This is a genomic window from Veillonella atypica (assembly GCF_041431435.1).
GTDB lineage: Bacteria > Bacillota > Negativicutes > Veillonellales > Veillonellaceae > Veillonella > Veillonella atypica.
The window spans coordinates 24232-43044 of record NZ_JAPVXV010000009.1; the positions used below are offsets into that span (position 1 = coordinate 24232).

At 38.9% G+C, this 18813-nt stretch carries 11 protein-coding genes and 1 pseudogene; 11 read left to right on the forward strand and 1 reads right to left on the reverse strand.

The annotated features are described in order from the left end of the window. Positions 1 to 42: 42 nt before the first annotated feature. The 10 genes from O3598_RS09305 to O3598_RS09350 all read left to right on the forward strand — a co-directional run bounded on the left by O3598_RS09305 (position 43) and on the right by O3598_RS09350 (position 16242). Complete coding sequence (locus O3598_RS09305; RefSeq protein WP_316065518.1) at positions 43 to 690, forward strand: precorrin-2 dehydrogenase/sirohydrochlorin ferrochelatase family protein; 648 nt, start codon at positions 43 to 45, stop codon at positions 688 to 690. After that, on the forward strand, positions 659 to 1933 hold the full coding sequence (gene hemA / locus O3598_RS09310) for a glutamyl-tRNA reductase (protein ID WP_371452482.1): 1275 nt from the start codon (positions 659 to 661) through the stop codon (positions 1931 to 1933). The genes O3598_RS09305 and hemA overlap by 32 nt, the downstream gene beginning before the upstream one ends. 1 nt (position 1934) lies before the next feature. Next, positions 1935 to 2873, forward strand: coding sequence for a hydroxymethylbilane synthase (gene hemC / locus O3598_RS09315; protein ID WP_287503247.1), 939 nt, complete (start codon positions 1935 to 1937; stop codon positions 2871 to 2873). Beyond that, a complete protein-coding gene (gene cobA / locus O3598_RS09320) occupies positions 2870 to 4384 on the forward strand; it encodes a uroporphyrinogen-III C-methyltransferase (protein WP_323725479.1) in 1515 nt (504 codons plus the stop codon). The genes hemC and cobA overlap by 4 nt, the downstream gene beginning before the upstream one ends. Positions 4385 to 4421: 37 nt before the next feature. After that, complete coding sequence (gene hemB / locus O3598_RS09325) at positions 4422 to 5396, forward strand: porphobilinogen synthase (protein ID WP_005380358.1); 975 nt, start codon at positions 4422 to 4424, stop codon at positions 5394 to 5396. 9 nt (positions 5397 to 5405) lie between these two features. After that, positions 5406 to 6707 (forward strand): glutamate-1-semialdehyde 2,1-aminomutase, encoded by a 1302-nt coding sequence (gene hemL, locus O3598_RS09330; protein ID WP_323725480.1) that lies wholly within the window; start codon positions 5406 to 5408, stop codon positions 6705 to 6707. 34 nt (positions 6708 to 6741) lie between these two features. Further along, a complete protein-coding gene (locus tag O3598_RS09335; RefSeq protein ID WP_016476528.1) occupies positions 6742 to 7188 on the forward strand; it encodes a helix-turn-helix domain-containing protein in 447 nt (148 codons plus the stop codon). Positions 7189 to 7483: 295 nt separating this feature from the next. After that, positions 7484 to 9181, forward strand: coding sequence for a ShlB/FhaC/HecB family hemolysin secretion/activation protein (locus O3598_RS09340; protein WP_371452485.1), 1698 nt, complete (start codon positions 7484 to 7486; stop codon positions 9179 to 9181). Positions 9182 to 9251: 70 nt separating this feature from the next. Continuing rightward, complete coding sequence (locus O3598_RS09345) at positions 9252 to 15839, forward strand: two-partner secretion domain-containing protein (protein WP_371452486.1); 6588 nt, start codon at positions 9252 to 9254, stop codon at positions 15837 to 15839. Beyond that, entirely contained in the window at positions 15814 to 16242 is a 429-nt protein-coding gene (locus tag O3598_RS09350; protein ID WP_038141112.1) for a PIM7 family immunity protein, read from the forward strand. Before O3598_RS09345 ends, O3598_RS09350 begins: the two co-directional genes overlap by 26 nt. A 379-nt stretch (positions 16243 to 16621) precedes the next feature. On the opposite strand, the pseudogene O3598_RS09355 reads toward O3598_RS09350, so the two are convergent. Next, positions 16622 to 17699: pseudogene (locus O3598_RS09355) on the reverse strand (IS30 family transposase). 205 nt (positions 17700 to 17904) lie between these two features. Between O3598_RS09355 and O3598_RS09360 the strand changes: the two are divergent. Next, positions 17905 to 18363 (forward strand): hypothetical protein, encoded by a 459-nt coding sequence (locus tag O3598_RS09360; RefSeq protein WP_119981959.1) that lies wholly within the window; start codon positions 17905 to 17907, stop codon positions 18361 to 18363. The last annotated feature ends 450 nt before the right edge of the window (positions 18364 to 18813 follow it).

The following is an 18813-nucleotide window of genomic DNA, read 5'->3' on the forward strand; positions in this document are numbered from 1 at the left end:
TAGGTATACATAAGCGGTATCATCAATTATGCGAGGTTCATTATGATATCTCTAACATTACAAACTACAGCGAGTGATACCATTTTATTTGTAGGTGGTGGCGCCGTGGCTGAACGACGTCTAGCATTATGCTTAGACGAGCCCTGTCAATGTATTGTCATTAGTCCTGTTATAACAGATCAGATGAAAGCTTGGCATGAGGATAACAGATTTATTTGGCACAATACAGTGTTTAGCAATGACCATATAGACATTGTAAAACAATGTAAATTATTGTTTATTTGTACAGATAATAAAGCTGTTAATAATTATATCGAAGCTATAGCACGCAATAATGGCATACTAGTCAATCGTGCCGATAATGCTACAGCTTGTGATTTCACAGTACCATCAACAATCGATATGGGTGATTTGCATGTTGCGATTAGTGCTAATAATGGGGGACCACGTATTAATCGTCTTGTGAAACAAGATATGATGAATCGTTATAATATATTGCAAATTGCCATACCGAGACTTAAAATTATGAGGGAAGAGGTAAAGTTACTGATCCCTAGCGTAGAGGAGCGTAGCCGTTTTTGGCGTACTCATTTAAGCGAAACTGAATTTCAGGCTATTCTTAAGGGACAATGGCCTTTGATAGAGGAGAAACTACACCATGCAATTAGTGGTATTAGGACTAAATCATAGAAGTGCTGCCGTTGAGGTGCGTGAACGTTTCTCGTTTGAAAAAAACGAGGTAGAAAGCGCCTTAAATCGACTCTATGAATACGAAAAAATTTCAGAATGCGTCATTCTATCGACTTGCAATCGTACGGAAATTTATGCCGTATTAGAAGATGTACAATCTCCTAAAGCGTATATGCTCGATGTATTAAAGCATTTAAAACATGCCGATACAATTGATGAATCCGCATTTTTCTTCTATGAAGAGAAAGCATGTATAGAACATCTATTCCGCGTATCTGCTAGCCTTGACTCCCTAGTGTTGGGGGAAGGGCAGATTCTTAGCCAATTGAAAGGTGCCTATATTGCGGCCTATAGTGCAGGCTTTACGGGAACCGTATTTAATATTCTATTCCAACGCGCTATTAGCGTTGGTAAAAAGGTTCGAACAAATACAGGCATTGCGAATACACCTGTGTCTGTTAGTTACACGGCGGTTAACTTGGCGGTAGATAGCCTAGACAAACCACTTTCAGAAGCAACAGTCCTCATCTTAGGGGCGGGCACTATGAGTGAGTTAACAGCTACACATCTTCAAGCAAAGGGTGTAAAAACCATATTCGTATCAAATCGAACTTTTACCAAAGCGGAAGCCTTGGCGAAGAAATTTAATGGGCAAGCCATTAAATTAGATCACTATGTAGAACAAGCAGAACATGCAGATATTATCATTACATCGACGGGGGCACCGCATTATATCATTGGTGAAAAAGAGGCCAAACGGATTGCCGCATTGCGTCATGGACGTTCCATCGTGATGATTGATATTGCAGTGCCACGTGATATTGATCCTGTCGTTTCGGATATCGAAGGTGTGTACCTATTCAATATCGATGCTCTAGAAAGCGTTGTAGAAGAAAATAAACAACAACGCGAGGAAGAGGCGAAACGGGCTGAACCGATTATTCACGAAGCCATCGATGAAGTGTTAGAAAAGTTTAGTTATTTATCCGTACGTCCTATGATGGCATTATTGACGGATAAGGCTGACCGCATTCGTCGCCGTGAATTACATCGAGCGTTGGCTAAATTGCCGGATATTTCCGATAAAGAGCGTCGCATCATTGATTCTATGAGTCGTATGATCGTTAGAAAAATGCTAAGAGAACCGATGATTCATTTCAATGAAATTGCCGGTACACAAGAAGAAGGTTTATATTGGGATTTATTCAAAGATATGTTTAATCTCGAGAAAGAAGGCTCGTAGTATGAGGAACCACATTAGAATTGGAACTCGAAAGAGTGCTCTTGCCTTATGGCAGTCAGAATATGTAAAAAGTGAATTGCAACGTTTATACCCGGGGGTTACCGTAGAGTTAGTTCACTTTAACACAAAAGGGGACCGCATTTTGAATAAGCCCCTTGCAGAAGTAGGTGGCAAAGGTTTATTCACTGCTGAATTAGAGGCGGCTATGCATGCTGGTGATATCGATATCGCCGTTCATAGTTTAAAGGATATGCCTACGGAATTGCCAGATGGCCTTACATTAGGTGCTATTTCAAAACGGGAAGTACCATTCGATGCTTTGGTCAGTCCTAAATATAAAACATTGGACCAATTACCAGAAGGAGCGCGTATTGGCACTAGTAGTTTACGTCGTCAAGCCCAATTATTGCATCGCCGTCCAGACCTACAAATCGAAGTCATCCGAGGCAATGTACAAACCCGTCTTGGCAAGATTGAAACGGAAGGCCTCGATGGCGTCGTATTAGCACAAGCAGGCCTTAAACGGCTCGGTTTAGATGATAGAATCACACAAGTCTTTACGGCGGATGAAATGATTCCTGCTGTGGGGCAAGGTGCTTTGGCTATTGAATGTCGCAGTGACGATACTGAGATGTTAGATATGCTTTCAAAAATCGACGACGAACCAACACGCCTTGCCGTAGAGGGGGAACGTAGTTTCTTAAATCAACTCAATGGGGGCTGCCAAGTGCCGATGGGCGTATATGGAACCGTTGAAAAAGGACAGCTTAATTTGAAAGCGCTCATTGCGTCCTTGGATGGTAAAACTGTATATGAAGGAGAATTGTCTGGACCTGCTAAGAAAGGGGTTATGTTAGGCAAAAACCTTGCGAAAGCCTTATATGAAGAAGGGGGCAAACACATTGTGGAAGCCCTTGTTAAGGAGGGAATCATAAAATGACAGGTTTAGTATATTTGATTGGCGCAGGCCCTGGAGATTCTAAATTAATCACCGTAAAAGGTAAGGAATGTATCGAACGTGCAGACGTTATTGTATATGATTATTTAGCAGATGCTCATCTATTAGAATGGGCTAGACCTGATGCAGAATTGATTTATGCAGGGAAACAATGCAAAGACCACACCATGCACCAATGGGAAATCAACGAACTATTGGTAAAAAAGGGAAAAGAAGGCAAAATCGTAGCCCGCTTAAAGGGTGGTGATCCACTCGTATTTGGTCGCGGAGGGGAAGAAGCAATGGCCCTTCGTGAGGCCGGTGTTCCTTTTGAATTTGTACCTGGTGTTACATCGCCTATCGCAGCGCCTGCCTATGCTGGTATTCCTGTAACACAACGCGCTATGGCTACATCCTTTGCGGTTGTTACTGGTCATGAAGACCCAACAAAAGCGGTGTCTGGCATCCATTGGGAAGGTCTTGCCACAGCAGTGGATACACTTTGCTTTGTCATGGGCGTAGGTAATTTACCTACCATCGCAGAAAAATTGATGGCTTATGGCCGTCCTGCTAATACACCAGTGGCGCTCGTTCGCTGGGGTACTAAACCTGTTCAAGAGGTGCTTGTTTCCACACTAGAACATGTTGTAGAAGACGTGGAAAAGGCACAACTAAAAGCACCAGCCATCATCGTCGTAGGCGATGTTGTAAACTTGCGTGAACAATTGCAATGGTTCGATAACAAGCCGTTATTCGGCAAAACGATTGTAGTTACTCGTGCTCGCTCTCAAGCCAGTAAGTTCCGTGATATGCTCATGAATCAAGGAGCCAATGTTATCCAAGCAGCAGCTATTAAAACAGAGCCTGTAGAATTATTTGATGAAGATAAACGTTTATTACATGGCGTAGATCGATATTCTTGTGTCGTATTCACATCCGCTGAAGGGGTACGCTACTTCTTTGATGCATTGTACGGAGAAGGTAAGGATGCGCGTTCCTTAGGTTATTCTAAGGTATGTGCTATCGGCAGTGCCACAGCTAAGGCGTTGACTAACTATGGCATTACGCCGGATATTATCCCTGTAGATTATAAGGCTGAATCCGTTGTAGATGCATTGAAACAACATGTTAAACCTAGACATACAGTGCTATTAATTCAACCTAAGAAGGCTCGTGAAGTGATTCCTCGTGAATTGCGTCACTTAGATATCGACGTAGATATCTTGCGCTTGTATGAAACGCAACAAGATACATCTCAACAAGAGGCATTAGTAGATGCATTGCAACATGGTCATGTTGACTATATTACATTTACTAGCTCCTCTACAGTTACCAATACGTTAGATTTATTGGGTGAAGATGCACTTTCACTATTAGAACATACAAAGATTGCATGTATCGGACCTATTACGGCCGCTACGGCTATGAGCGCTGGTTTAAAGGTGGATGTCATTAGTCCTGTATATACGACAGAAGGTCTTGTAGACACAATCGTGAAAGACTGCGCTAACTAATATACTGTCATTATTAAACGGAAGAAGGAAATTTACTATGTACGATTTAACCTATCGTCCTCGCCGTTTGCGCACTTCTCCAGAAATGCGTGATTTAGTACGAGAAACAACATTAGATACAACTGATTTGATATATCCATTATTCATCGTTCCTGGTGAAGGGATAAAAAAAGAAATCGACACATTGCCAGGACAATACCATTTATCCGTAGACGAAGCGGTAAAGGTGGCGCAAGAGGCTTATGACCTCGGCATTCGTGGTGTAGAAATCTTTGGCATCCCTACCTATAAGGATGAACAAGGTTCCTCCGCATGGGATATGGAGCAACCGGTACAACAAGCGATTAAAGCCATCCGTGAAGCGGTGCCAAATCTATTGGTCATTGCAGACGTATGCTTATGTCAATATACCTCTACTGGTCACTGTGGCATGATTGATCACCATGAAATCTTGAATGATGAAACATTACCTCTATTGTGCAAGGTTGCGGTTAGCCAAGCGCAAGCCGGTGCTCATATGGTGGCGCCATCTGATATGATGGATGGCCGTGTAGGTGCTATTCGTGAAGCTCTTGATGAAGCTGGTTTCACCAATGTATCCATTATGAGCTATGCTGCCAAATATGCATCTGCCTACTATGGTCCATTCCGTGGCGCCGTTAATTCGGCTCCACAATTTGGGGACCGTAAATCCTATCAAATGGATCCGGCTAATCGCTTAGAAGCAATGCGTGAAATTGAACTCGATATCGCTGAAGGTACGGATATTATCATGATTAAACCGGCATTATGCTATTTGGATATCGTTCGCGAAGCCCGTGACCGTTATGAATTACCATTGGCTGTCTACAATGTATCCGGCGAATATGCAATGGTTAAAACGGCTGCAGCTGCTGGTCTTATCGATGAACAACGCCTTGTTATGGAAACGATGCTCTCCATGAAACGAGCTGGTGCTAAGATTATCATTACATATCATGCCCTTGATGTGGCACGTTGGCTTAAACAATAAGGAGTGACTATGTTACAACTAGGTAAATCAGAAAAAGCGTTTGACGAAGCAAAGCGATATATGCCAGGTGGCGTTAATAGTCCTGTTCGCTCCTATCGCAGCGTAGGCTCAAACCCTCCATTTATTAGCTCCGCTAGTGGCAGCCGTATCTATGATATCGATAACAACGAATACATCGACTATGTGTTGAGCTGGGGCCCTATGATTTTGGGCCATGCGAATCCTGAGGTCGTAGCTAGCTTGCAAGAGGCCATTCCTCGTGGCACAAGCTATGGGGCGCCTACACTATTAGAAACGGAATTGGCAAAGAAAATCCAAGCCTTTATGCCATCAATGGAAATGGTGCGCCTCGTTAGCTCCGGTACAGAGGCGACCATGAGTGCGTTGCGCGTCGCTCGTGGGTATACGGGCCGCGATCGTATCGTTAAATTTGTTGGCTGTTACCATGGCCATAGTGATTCCCTATTGGTGAAAGCCGGCTCTGGTCTCGCTACATTTGGCGTACCAGATAGCCCAGGCGTACCAAAGGGCGTCGCAGAAAATACCATCACATTGCCATACAATGATATTGATGCGGTTAAACAATTATTTGATGAAATGGGCGATACCATTGCTTGTATTATCGTAGAACCGGTAGCGGGTAATATGGGCTGTGTGCCTCCGGTAGAAGGATTCCTTGAAACATTGCGCGATGTAACAAAGGCGCATGGTGCCCTATTAATCTTTGACGAAGTTATGTGTGGATTCCGGGCTAGCAGCGGTGGTGCACAAAAACTATACAATATTAAACCCGATTTGACTTGCCTTGGTAAAATCGTTGGCGGTGGTATGCCTCTTGCTGTATTTGGCGGTTCTAGCAAAATCTTGAGCGAAGTAGCACCATCCGGCCCTATTTACCAAGCCGGTACTTTGAGTGGTAATCCTGTGGCTGTAACGGCAGGCCTTGCTACATTATCTATGTTGCAACGGGACCCAACCATCTTTAAACAAGTGGAAGATAGCACAAAAGCATTGTGTAATGGCCTTGAAGAATTGGCTAAGAAATACAATGTGCCAGCGGTGGTGCAACGTGTAGGTTCTATGTTTACCTTGTTCTTTACAGATAAACCGGTTCACAATTTTGATGACGCTAGTGCATGCAATGCGGACCATTTCAAGACATTCTTCCATCATAACTTAAGCCATGGTATTTACTATGCGCCAAGTCCATTTGAAAGCAACTTCGTATCCATGTGTCATAAGGGCGCAGAAATCGATAAAACATTGGCTGTCGCAGAAGAAGCTTTCAAAATTATCAGTGAAACACTGTAATATTCATTTGACGTAATCGATGTAGGTGATGAACATGCAATTTTACAAGAACTTAAAACGGGCTCGTGTACGCATGGGAAAGAGCCAAATCGAAGTCGCCAAGGCTGTAGGTATTAGTAATGCAGCATTGTCTAATTACGAGACTGGCTATAGAGAACCAGACCTCGATACACTGTGTGCGTTGGCTCGTTACTATGAGCTGACCTTAGATGAACTCGTGAATGTTAATAATGAACAGCAAGAACGCATTTATGACATTAGCACCGCTGTGAAGGATACACATATTAAGTTCAAAGGGGACTTGTATGAATTAAAAGCATCGCAAAAAAAGGTTCTCTTGCGAGAACTGGATACAGTGTTTGAAAAATTTCAACGATCTCGTATAACATCCATCAAAGAAGGTACCTCACATCGCCATCCTCATATCAATCGGGGAGGACTGTTGGGGGCAAACCTTGCGGTGAGTCGCGGGAAAAAATGATAAGTTTTGATTGGTTACTAAAAAATTTTTTAGAGCATTGTACATATTATTTATTAAAAATGACATCTATACTGAGTTAATAGCTTAGTATAGATGTTTTTTTGTTTATTAACATCAATAAATCTTTTGATATAAAGATCATTTTTATCCTCTCGAGTGCTATACAAAATTATATAGGCTAATCTACATGATAAAAAACACGAATATTAAATAGTAGATAAACAAAATTTAATATTCTGTTGCAAAAAAAAGTTAAGATTAATATATAATTTACATATAGAAAGGAGAGGGATTTATGAGAGTTGTACGTATTGCAGCAAGTTGTATTGGCTTGCTGACCACATTTGGTACATTGCCTAGCATGGCAGCCGATGTATCTACCCCTTTTATACAACAAGAAGCGGCCCGAGCCGATGCTTCGTTGCGTCAACGCGCAGAAGCACCAATGACTGGGGCCGCTTCGTTGCGTTCAGAATCAGCGTATGTTGGTCTTAGTAGTGCTCCTATGAAGGCATTACCAAAGGAAGCGATTGCATTTCCTATAGACCATATTGTTATTACATCGTCAGAACCTGTATTTAGTAAATATAAGAACCGTTTAGAGGCGTATGAGCATAATCGAATCGGGTCGGATGGAGTTACATTCCTTCAAAAGCAATTACAAGAACAATTATTAGCAGATGGATATGTCACAAGCCAAGTGGTTGTACCTAATCAAGATTTACATTCAGGGTCATTAACTTTTGAGATTTTACCAGGGTATGTTGAAGATATTGTTCTTGCAAATCCAAATGTACGGACGAATTGGCGGAGTGCATTCCCTGTACGACCTGGCTATGTATTACGACGTCAAGCGTTAGAACAAGGAATTGATCAGATGCGTAGCGTACCTGGTCAAGATATAAAGATGACGATTGAACCAGGTACCAAGCCGTTACATTCTATTGTTAAGCTTACGGTAGAACAAAAAGGATTTGTACATGGCTCATTTATCTTAGATAATTCAGGATATAAAGCTACAGGCGAGTATCAAGGTACTGTATTTTTATCGTTTAGTCAATTGCTGGGTCTTAATGATACATTAACAGCTAATTTCACTAAAGATATAAGCCCACATGATGATGGCCATGGGTCAAAGCAATATGCAGTTAATTATACGATTCCCGATGGCAACCGTACGTATAGACTATCTACGTATAAGTACAGCTATAATCAATTGGTGTTTATGCCAAATGCATTTCGTTCAGCTGGTACCACACAAGGTACAGAGGTATCAGTAGAGCAGGTTCTAAATAGGACTAGTCGTTCGAAAACATCAGTTATTGCTAAGGTTAATCATAAGTCTCGTCATAATTATCTGGATGATGTAGAAATTGGTGTTCAAGAGCAACATACCACATCGGTAGAATTAGGGTTATCTCATCGCCAATATAGAGGCAATACAGTGAGTGATATGTATGTATTTTATCGTCAAGGTATTAAAGGATTGGGTGCTAAGGTACGAAGTTGGGAAGGTTTGGCAGATAATCCAACTACACTATACAAAATGGCTGGGGTTGAAGGGCAGATTCAAACGGGAGTACGAATCGGTCATAAGCAAGGTATATTCTCGATGCGCTTTAGAAGTCAATTTACGAATCAGCGCTTATTTACTACAGATCAGTTTAGTATTGGTGGACGGTATTCGGTACGTGGATTTAGTGGTGAAGAAACATTACGAGGTGACTCTGGGTACTACGTACAAAGTGAATGGTCATTACCATTTAGAAAACAACAAATCACGCCTTATGTAGGTATAGATATTGGGCATGTATGGGGACCATCCACAGAAACTCAATTAGGTAATACCTTGATTGGTGGTGTCGTTGGTGTACGAGGCACTGTTGGTGACGCTGTTAATTATGATGTATCACTAGGGACGCCCATTAAGAAACCAGAAGGATTTGATACAGATACTCGTGTTTGGGCGTTTAGAGGGAGTTATCAATTTTAAGTGTTGTACATAGAGAGTTATATAGATACATAATACATATTGTTTTATATACTTAGGAGAGATACATAATATGAATATTAGAAAACATACGGCAATGGCCATCTTTGCTGCATTGCTTGCCACAAATTCTGCCCCATGGATTCCAATGGCGTTAGCCAATCCCGTGGTACCTGCTCAAGGTGTATTGGGGCCAAAAACAGAAGAGGCTCGTAATGGTATGACTGTAGTCAATATCAATACGCCTAATGATAAAGGTCTATCCCATAACCAATATGATGCATTTAATGTAGATAATAAAGGGCTTATTTTAAATAATGCCAATCGTCCTGTGAATACGGAGCTGGCAGGTTACATTATGGGAAATCCGAATTTAGTCGGACCTACAGCGAATACAATTTTAAATGAAGTAACGGGTACAGGGGTAACATCTATGAATGGTGCCCTTGAAGTAGCTGGCAATAAGGCCCATGTTATTATTGCCAACCCGAATGGTATTTCTGTCAATAATGGTACGTTTATCAATGCTAATAGTGCTACATTAACAACGGGGAACCCAATTATCAATAATGGTAGTATTACAGGCTATCAAGTACAACAAGGTAGTATCATAGTAGGGGAAAAAGGCCTTAATGCATCGAAAACAGCACGCACAGATTTGTTAGCAGAGGCTGTTCAGCTGAATGGCAAAGTTTGGGCCCAAGATGCCCAAGTAGTAACGGGTAAGAATGCTATTTCCGTAGATGCTACAGGTACAGTTACGAATATTAGTAAAACTGGTGCGTCTACACCGATAGGACTTGATGTAGCTGCTATTGGTGGTATGTATGCCAATAGTATGTATTTAGTTGGCACCAATGATGGTTTTGGTGTGAATAATCAAGGGGTATTATCTGCACAAAATAAATTGACCATAGATAGTACTGGCAAGTTAGAAAATACAGGCACGATTGCTGCTACAGATGCAGATGTTACTACAAAAAGTTTCGAACAGATGAATCGTGGTAAATTGTATGTGGATACCGCCAAGATTACCACTGATTCTGTCATTCAAAAGGGGAACACAGAGACTAAAGATGCCCCTGTTATGATTGCCCAAAAAGATTTATCTATAGCAACCAATTCGATTGTCAATACAGATGGTAGTGTGATTAAAGCCGAAGGAAAACTACAACTTGGCAAAACGATGAATTCTACAGGAACTGTGTCTGGTAAGATAGATAGTATTGTAAATACAGCGTCTACCATTGAATTTGGTCAAGGTGGTGCATTATATGCTAAATCTGTAGACAATAAAAATGGTGGCATTACCCTTAAACGTGTAGCGGTAGGTGAAAAAGAGCATATTAAAAACGAAGTAGCACCATCTGGTAGCATTAAGCGATACCAATTATCGGAAGAACGAATCTATGGGCATGATGATGAAATTCCAAAAGATAAAGTAGTAGTGCACTCTTCTGAAAATCTTCAACTTTCAGTGTATGGCGATCATAAAGATAGCTGGACTAAATATGAATATGATCGTACTCGTGAAAAAGATGTGGTAGATACATCTAACCCTGGGCGGATTATTTCCGGTGGGGATTTACATATGGATGTCGATCATATGACGAATGAAGCTAGCCAAATTAGTGCTGCCGGGGATATAACAGGTACAGTAGGTCACTATGAGCAAAGTAACCCTAAGGGTAATGAATATATTACTGAAGAAGGCACTGCCACAAGTTATAGTCGTCATCATAAAAAAGGGTGGGATACTACCAATATTCGTGAGGCTAAGTATAAGAATACTAAGGTAAACCCTAAAGATGTACCTGTTGCCGTATATGGCGGTCATGTAGAAAATAGTACAAGTGATGCTACAGTAGATGCATCTTTATTAAATAGTATGAGTCAGTTATCGACGAACCCTAATACTACCTATATTATTGAAACCGATCCAAATTTTACAAATCGTCGTAACTTCTTATCTTCTGATTACGTATTATCTCGCCTTAAATTAGACCCTATGAATATACAAAAACGATTGGGTGATGGCTATTATGAGCAACAACTCGTTATGCAAGAGATTATGCGTCAAACCGGTAAAAGTAGACTGCAATCAGGTCTTTCAGCGGAAGAACAATATCGCCAATTGATGGATGCAGGGATTAGTGTAACAAAATCCCAATCTATTGCATTAGGTAGAGGCTTAACAGAGGCTGAGCAAAAGAATCTTAAAGAGGATGTAGTGCTCTTAGTTAGTAAGGCTGTTGTATTGCCAAATGGTAAAACAGAAACTGTACTAGTACCGACTCTATATTTAGCACCAAATACCAAACGAGTAGATGGTGGCGCTAATTTACAGGCCCAATCCATTAATCTTTCCGTTGATACCATGCATACTAGCGGTAGTATTGTGGCAGATAAGGATGTAACTATTACAGGCAACACCATTCACAATGACAATGGTCTTATCAAAGGTAATACTACTACGGTTATAGCGAATGATGAAGTTCGTAATACACAAGGCACTATTATGGGGAACGATGCTGTTTCTGTACATGCTAAGAAGGACGTCATTAATGAAGGCGGTACCATTACACAAACTAATGCGGCTGGTTCTACAAAGGTTAGTGCGGGACGCGATGTGATTAATACAGGCGTACAGTATGAGGCAGCTAATAGCAAAGTTGAGTGGGATAGTCGAAATAATCGACGTGAAACGATAACCGGTGTAGATCAAGGTCGTATTGGTGGTGCTGGTGAAACAACAGTAGTCGCAGGTCGAGATGTATCTATGGCGGCAGGTGTTATTACCTCTGATGTAAATACGCATGTAGCGGCCGGCCATAATGTAACGATGAAAGCTATGAATGCTACACATGAGTTAGAAGAACATCGTTTTGACAAGGGCAAATCTGGTGGTGGACACTCTCAAACAACGGAGTCTCATGATTTGGTTAACGCACAATCATCGGTGGGTAGTAGCATTGAAGGTAAGAACGTTTCTGTTGTAGCCTCTGATGCCGTACAACTGGAAGGCAGTCAACTATTAGCGGCTGATACAGTTAAGGTATCTGGTAATACGGTTGCATTACATACAGCGAAGGCAAATAGTACAGTCAATCATGTGTATGTAGATAAAAAGAAAAGCTTGGTCAAACGTGAAAGTACCAATGCAGTTGATGATGCAACTACTACAGTCGTAACAGGCTCTACCGTAAGTGGTAAAGATATACAGCTCACAAGTGCTCATGATGTAATTGGTCAATCTGCTCAAATTATAGGTGAACATACAGTAGATGTTACGGCTGGTGGTAAGGTAGATCTTGGTGCAGATAAAGCGATTACAGATGGTACTAGTGTATACCGTCATAAGAAATCTGGGTTACTTGGTAGTACAGGGATAGGCTTTACTATAGGTAAAGAAAAACACAATATAGATGAAGCTAACCATGAAGAATCTACTGTGCGAAATACAATTGCTAGTACTAAAGGCGCTGTCTCTATTAAAGCAAATGATACAGTACACATTACAAGTGCAGATATTGTTGCAAAAGATGGTGCTGTATTAGAAGGTTCTGCTGTGACATTAGATGGTAATGTAGACCGTAATCACATGAGTCACGATGAACGCTATAAGAAGACGGGTCTTACCGTATCATTAGGTGGTGCAGTGGTTGATACGCTTACTAATGCAACTCGTACTATAAAACAAGCGGGTGGCCGTGATGATAAGCGTTTAGCTGCACTTGAACTCAATGAAGCACGTCAACAATTGCAAGATGGCTATGCGGCGGTAGATAAGGCGGTTAAGGGCGTCAAACTTCGTGATGCTGATGGTAAAGTGTTAAAAGACTCAAAAAATCATTCCCGACGTGGTCAAAAAAATATTGATGATGCTGTAAATCTCTCGGTAAGTATTGGTAGCACTTCTAGAAAACAAGGACAAGTAGTAGATACAAATACATATCAAGGTGGTGCTCTTGCTAGTGATAGTACTGTACATATTACAGCTCGTGATGCCAAGGATAGTGGTATTAATATAACTGGTGAAACAGTACAAGCTAAAAATTTAGTATTAGATAGTGCTAGTGATATTAACCTTGCAGCGGGTAAAAACACTGTAGATGTTAAGAATACTTATAAAAGCTCTGGTTGGAGTGTCGGTGCTGGTATTAGTTTGACTGGTGGCGGACTTCTCGATATTAATGCGAGTGGTAATATGGCTCGTCAAAATGGGGATACCCATCAAGAAAGCTATGTACCAACGACGATTAAAGCCGCACAATTAGCACAACTTAAAGCAAAGCGAGATACTACTATTATTGGTTCTACTGTATCTGGTAAGAAAGTTGAAGTTGATACTGGTCGTGATTTACATATTCAAAGTTTACAAGATGTAGATAACTTTAAAGAACACAGTAAGTCTGCGGGCTTCTCCGTTTCCTCTAAACCTAATTTTAAAGATCCAACTGGTAGTATAAGTGCGAGTGTAGGCCGTATTGATAGCAAATGGAAAAGCGTGACTCATCAAGCAGGTATTTATGCTGGAGAAGATGGCTATGATATTCATGTAGGGAATGGTACTACATTAGAAGGTGCTGTCATTAAAAGTGAAGCTCCAAAAGCTAAGAATACATTGACTACAAAATCTCTCGAGATGAAGGATATCCAAAACGAAGCCGAGTATACATATAGCAACAATGGGATAGGCTATAACTACTATGGTAGTAAAAAGAAACTTGAAGAGATGAAGACCAATAATAAAAAAGGGTATGATAAGATTTATAACAGTATTGGTCTAGTTCCAAATTTAGGCGTAGGCTCTAAAGGTAAAGCAAACTCGACTACTCAATCTGCAATCTCAGATGGTATACTAACTGTAGATGGTAAACAAATTGATACTAAGACCATTAATACCAATACCGAGAATACGTTACATCAGTTAGATAAGATTTTCGATAAAAAGAAAATTGAAGAACGTCAAGAATTGGCACGCTTATTTGCTAAGAATGCTTATGAGCAATTACATAACTGGCAACCTACCACAAAAGAAGGCAAGATTGCTAAAGCTTTTGCTCATGGTGTGATTGGCGAGTGGGCTGCACGTATGGCCGGTAATGCACCTGGTAGTGGTTTTAAAGCTACAATGACCAATGAAATGCTTATAGAAAAGATTAAGCAAATTGCAGATAATGATCCGGCATTAGCACAATGGTTGAGTGCTGGGGCCGGTGGTGTAGTTAATAAAGTTAGTGGTGGCTCTTTAAATGCTGGGGCTGCAGTGTCAGCTTATGCTACTAAATGGAATGCAGAATTAACAAGTCCATATCCTATAGAAGTTGATTCGGCGAAGTTATTAGCGGGACTTAGATTTAGTGTTGTAGGAAGTGTGTTTTATAAAGCTTTAACGACTCCTATAGAAACAGGTCGTGCTGAGCCAGTTACTCTTAGTGAAGCTGATACTCAGGAGTTTCCATGGGCTAGATCAATTGATCAACTCACAAATTCAAGTGTTGATACCAGTTATGGTGAATCTAGTGGTGAAAGTATTGATTCTGGAGAAGGAAGAAACGCTTCCGAATCGAGATTTAATGGGCCTTGGAGCATAACTGTACCATATGTAGGAACTGAGTATAAAGTTCAATTAGATTACAATACTGGAATAGGATATCAGTATATTAATGTTTTCCATGCTTCTGATGGTAACACCTATAAAGACAGTGGGAAATGGGATGTTATAGGGCGTAGATTTTTTGATGGAATTAGTATTCCCCAAAGTACAGCATATTCCGGTCGCTGGATTGGACCAGATGGTACGGATAATTGGGTAAGAGATAAAAATAAGTTTAATGATTTTTTTATTCATATTACGAGTTTAATTAGTGGACAACAAGTACAATTACCTTATACAATTGGAGATGAAAGCATTATAGATGATAGTTCCGATTCGTTTATTAAGAATCCAAGAACTGGAGCCTGGGAATCTATAAAAACGGGTGCCCCTGTAAGTGAAATTGTTCTAAAGCAATTTCCTTTGAGAATTAACCCTTTAAATAATCATTTAGATTTACCAAATGTTAGCAATGATAATTCTAATATTGGGAATTCTAGTAGTGATGATGTCCCTAATATAAACGAGGATAATTCATCTAATAAAAAGGATCCACATAATAGTGGACCATCTATATCTGGACCAGTAATTGTGGGGTTAGCTAATGAAGTAAATAAGAAGAGAAATATTATAGCTCAAAAAGTCTCACAATTAAAGAATTCTTTGCCGAAATCAAAAAGTGAAGTTAAGGAAAAAGGTAATACAGGAACGGGTTCTTCAGAGAATACAATTAATGTAGATGAATTTGAAAAAACCTTTAAAAATCGTAAATATGAAGAAATGGATTTCAATGATTTTAAGAGATTAAGTTTTCAATATTTAAAACCAAAAGGATGGTCTGTAGAAGCTCATAATGGTAGATTACATGTAAGGGATAAGAATGATATTATGCGGTTACGGGTGGATCCACCTGATAAGCATACACCTTATAATCATTTACATATACATGATAAGAATGGTAAACCATTAGATAGTAACTGGAAACCTGTTGGACGTCGTGACCCTGAATCACATATAAGAATTAAAGAGGATAAAAATGATGGAACTTCAAAAAAGAATTGATATATTAGATTTATGGGATGAAATGCCATATTCATTAGATATTAAAGATTTTGGTAATACAGTCATATTAGTGTCAGAATCCTGTGAAATTAGATTTATTAACTGTATAGAGGTTAATATTAAAAGTGACATTTTATTTAAGAATAAATCAATGAAATTTCATGAATATCGTAATCATGAATATGATATTCAAGATATTAGTGTCGAACCATGTGTTGTAAAAACAGATGGAGAGATGACTCATAATAAGAAATGGGTAAGTCCAGTACTAAATGGTGTTAAAGCTAAAATAGTTATGCCTGTAATGTGTATTGATCTGATCGCTGTTGATTTTATAATTTCTACAAAGAAGGACGAAGAGAATCTAATACAGTCTAAGTTTAGCTATATAGACCTTGAATGATTAAACGTATTTCATAAAAAAATTAAGCTGTTAATTTATATAGTCTTAGGGAGAATGAAATCTTTACTATTTTATCTTTAATGGACCTTTTTCGTATGGGAATATAAAATTGGAGTCAGTCAACTATAATTTAGTTATTAACGGAAATCGTATAATGTTTGACTATCAGAGATTAGTTCATACTAAATGGAGGTTCTATAATAAATGTTGGGGTGACATCATTAACGGTGTCACTACCAACATTATTTTTTTGCAAAAAATAAGCATACAAGGCTCACATGCTTTACAATAAAAGTGTCAAAGTCCTAAAGAAAGGATGTGATCTTATATGCCTACTACTGGTTATACTGAATTTTTACATAATGTAAAAAAGAATATCTTAAATTGCAATATGAAATTGAACAGTATCCAAATCTACAATCTTATTAACTTCTTCAAGAAAGACCTCCAAGGGGGGTTCTATAATTTAGAAGCTTGCGTGGCAAAGTATTACACCATTTAAGTGTTCGTCGAATAGTTTCCTCTGAAACGGCTTTTATTGGCATTCCTTTCGGTATACATCTACGAAGTAAACCATTATGCCTTTCGTTCGATCCACGCTCCCAAGCAGAATAAGGTCGAGCAAAATAAATAGACAAGGTTTCATTTTCTAAATTAGATATCTCTGAAAACTCTAAACCGTTATCTGCAGTTATTGTTTTGCATAAGCAAGCTAGATTAACATCTTTAAACGTATTTAACCATGCCTGCAGTGTTTCTTTTACATCAGTAGCACATGCTGAGAAACACCGTAAAGCCACATACAATCTGCTTTTACGCTCAAGTAAAGAAATTAAAACATGGTCTGTCTTATCTTTTGTTCCACGGACGGTATCTAATTCCCAATGTCCGAATTCCTCGCGCGTTTCAATATTAGGATCGCGAAGTTCTATAGATTTACCAAGTTCTCGCTTATGTTTTCTAGAAATAGATTTTCGTTGAGAATGCCGCACTACCAATGGTAAGTCAATTACTTTTATACCTAATATGCCTTTATGAAGATAGTTATATAAAGTTTTAGCACAAACCATTTCATTACGCATAAACAAACCCTTATGTTCAGCATATCCAACAGTAGCATCAAAGGACCAATGATCATCTAGAACCTTGCTTTCAATCCAATTTATAAAAGATTCTATAGCACCAACTTTCATGGTATTAGAAGAGCCCACACGTTGTCTTTCATATGTTGCTTGTCCAGAATCAGCTAAATATACAAGTTGAGATTTACCTTGTCGAATTTGAATTACAGTACCACGTTTTAATTCTGTATATATAGTTGTTCTAGAACGGCCAAGTGCACGTGAAATTGCCGTAATACTATCTCCTAGAACGATTCTCTTTTCTAAATAAAATCGTTCTTCGAAGTTTAAGTGTTTGTTTGTACGTAATGTCGTGTTATGATTATTATAGTCCATAGTGATTACCACGGTTATATTTTGATTAGACACCTAAATCATAACACAAGGTTCACTATGGATTTTTATTTGTTCAATTTCATTCTACAATTAAGCTAAATAATAAAATATTACTATTCGATAAAAATAAGTTCTAATTATATTAATGGAGAAACTTATGAGGCTAGGTTTTTCGTGAATTGAATATATAGAAAGGTTAGAGAATATGAATACAACTATATATGAAGCCGTAGCTAAATATAAAAAAGATGATACATTACCATATACAGAGTATTTTAGTTTAGGTCATTTTTTGACTAAAGATTTAGCAGAAAATGCAATAATGTTAGCTAAACAACTTCCGGGATTTAGAGCGTTTTGCGATAAAAACTTTTATATTGAGGAATTTATTTTAAATGATGGAGCACCAAGAAGTTATAGTGTAGATGATCCTATCAAAAACAATGAAGTTTTTATATTGTGGTATGGGTATGATGTTGATGCAATATATACAGTGGGTGGAACTTTAGGTGTATTTAGTGATTATGAATATGCTGTATTAGCAAAAGAAAAATATAGTACTTGGGATATATTTATTGTTCATGGGTTAGACAATTTTGGTATTGGGAAGGTTGTATTAAACGAACGTCAATGGGTAGATGGCTTTGTAAAAGTTTATGATTAAGTGCATATAGCAATAGAACCTATTTAAATATTTTTTAGTTTAATCAGGTTGCGTTGCTTATTATAATGAGGCTTTATACCTACTTAACGACTTTGAACAAGATTATATGAACAAGTAAAGATTTTGCTTTTGTTAGACTCTAAAAATATTACGTCATATGGAGTAATTATGGAAATATATAAGTCTATGAAATCTGAGTTTAATCAATTGTCTTATAGAGTTCGTTTGATACTAATCGTACATTAGAGAAGCATTGTAAATATTACGAGTGTTTATAATGAGAAGATGGAGTCTAATAAAATATATGCATATAGGTTTATTAAAAGAAATTGGTCCCAAATTATTAAAATATCTGCTTAGTGGCATTGCTGCAGCCTTTATACTAATCGTAATTATCGGCATCACTACTCGATATTATCATTATAATGACAACTCTTCTGCATTAATCAG

Coding starts and splice junctions, on each gene's coding strand:
- O3598_RS09305 (WP_316065518.1), top strand. CDS start 43: ATGATATCTCTAACATTACAAACTACAGCGAGTGATACCATTTTATTT.
- hemA (WP_371452482.1), top strand. CDS start 659: ATGCAATTAGTGGTATTAGGACTAAATCATAGAAGTGCTGCCGTTGAG.
- hemC (WP_287503247.1), top strand. CDS start 1,935: ATGAGGAACCACATTAGAATTGGAACTCGAAAGAGTGCTCTTGCCTTA.
- cobA (WP_323725479.1), top strand. CDS start 2,870: ATGACAGGTTTAGTATATTTGATTGGCGCAGGCCCTGGAGATTCTAAA.
- hemB (WP_005380358.1), top strand. CDS start 4,422: ATGTACGATTTAACCTATCGTCCTCGCCGTTTGCGCACTTCTCCAGAA.
- hemL (WP_323725480.1), top strand. CDS start 5,406: ATGTTACAACTAGGTAAATCAGAAAAAGCGTTTGACGAAGCAAAGCGA.
- O3598_RS09335 (WP_016476528.1), top strand. CDS start 6,742: ATGCAATTTTACAAGAACTTAAAACGGGCTCGTGTACGCATGGGAAAG.
- O3598_RS09340 (WP_371452485.1), top strand. CDS start 7,484: ATGAGAGTTGTACGTATTGCAGCAAGTTGTATTGGCTTGCTGACCACA.
- O3598_RS09345 (WP_371452486.1), top strand. CDS start 9,252: ATGAATATTAGAAAACATACGGCAATGGCCATCTTTGCTGCATTGCTT.
- O3598_RS09350 (WP_038141112.1), top strand. CDS start 15,814: ATGATGGAACTTCAAAAAAGAATTGATATATTAGATTTATGGGATGAA.
- O3598_RS09360 (WP_119981959.1), top strand. CDS start 17,905: ATGAATACAACTATATATGAAGCCGTAGCTAAATATAAAAAAGATGAT.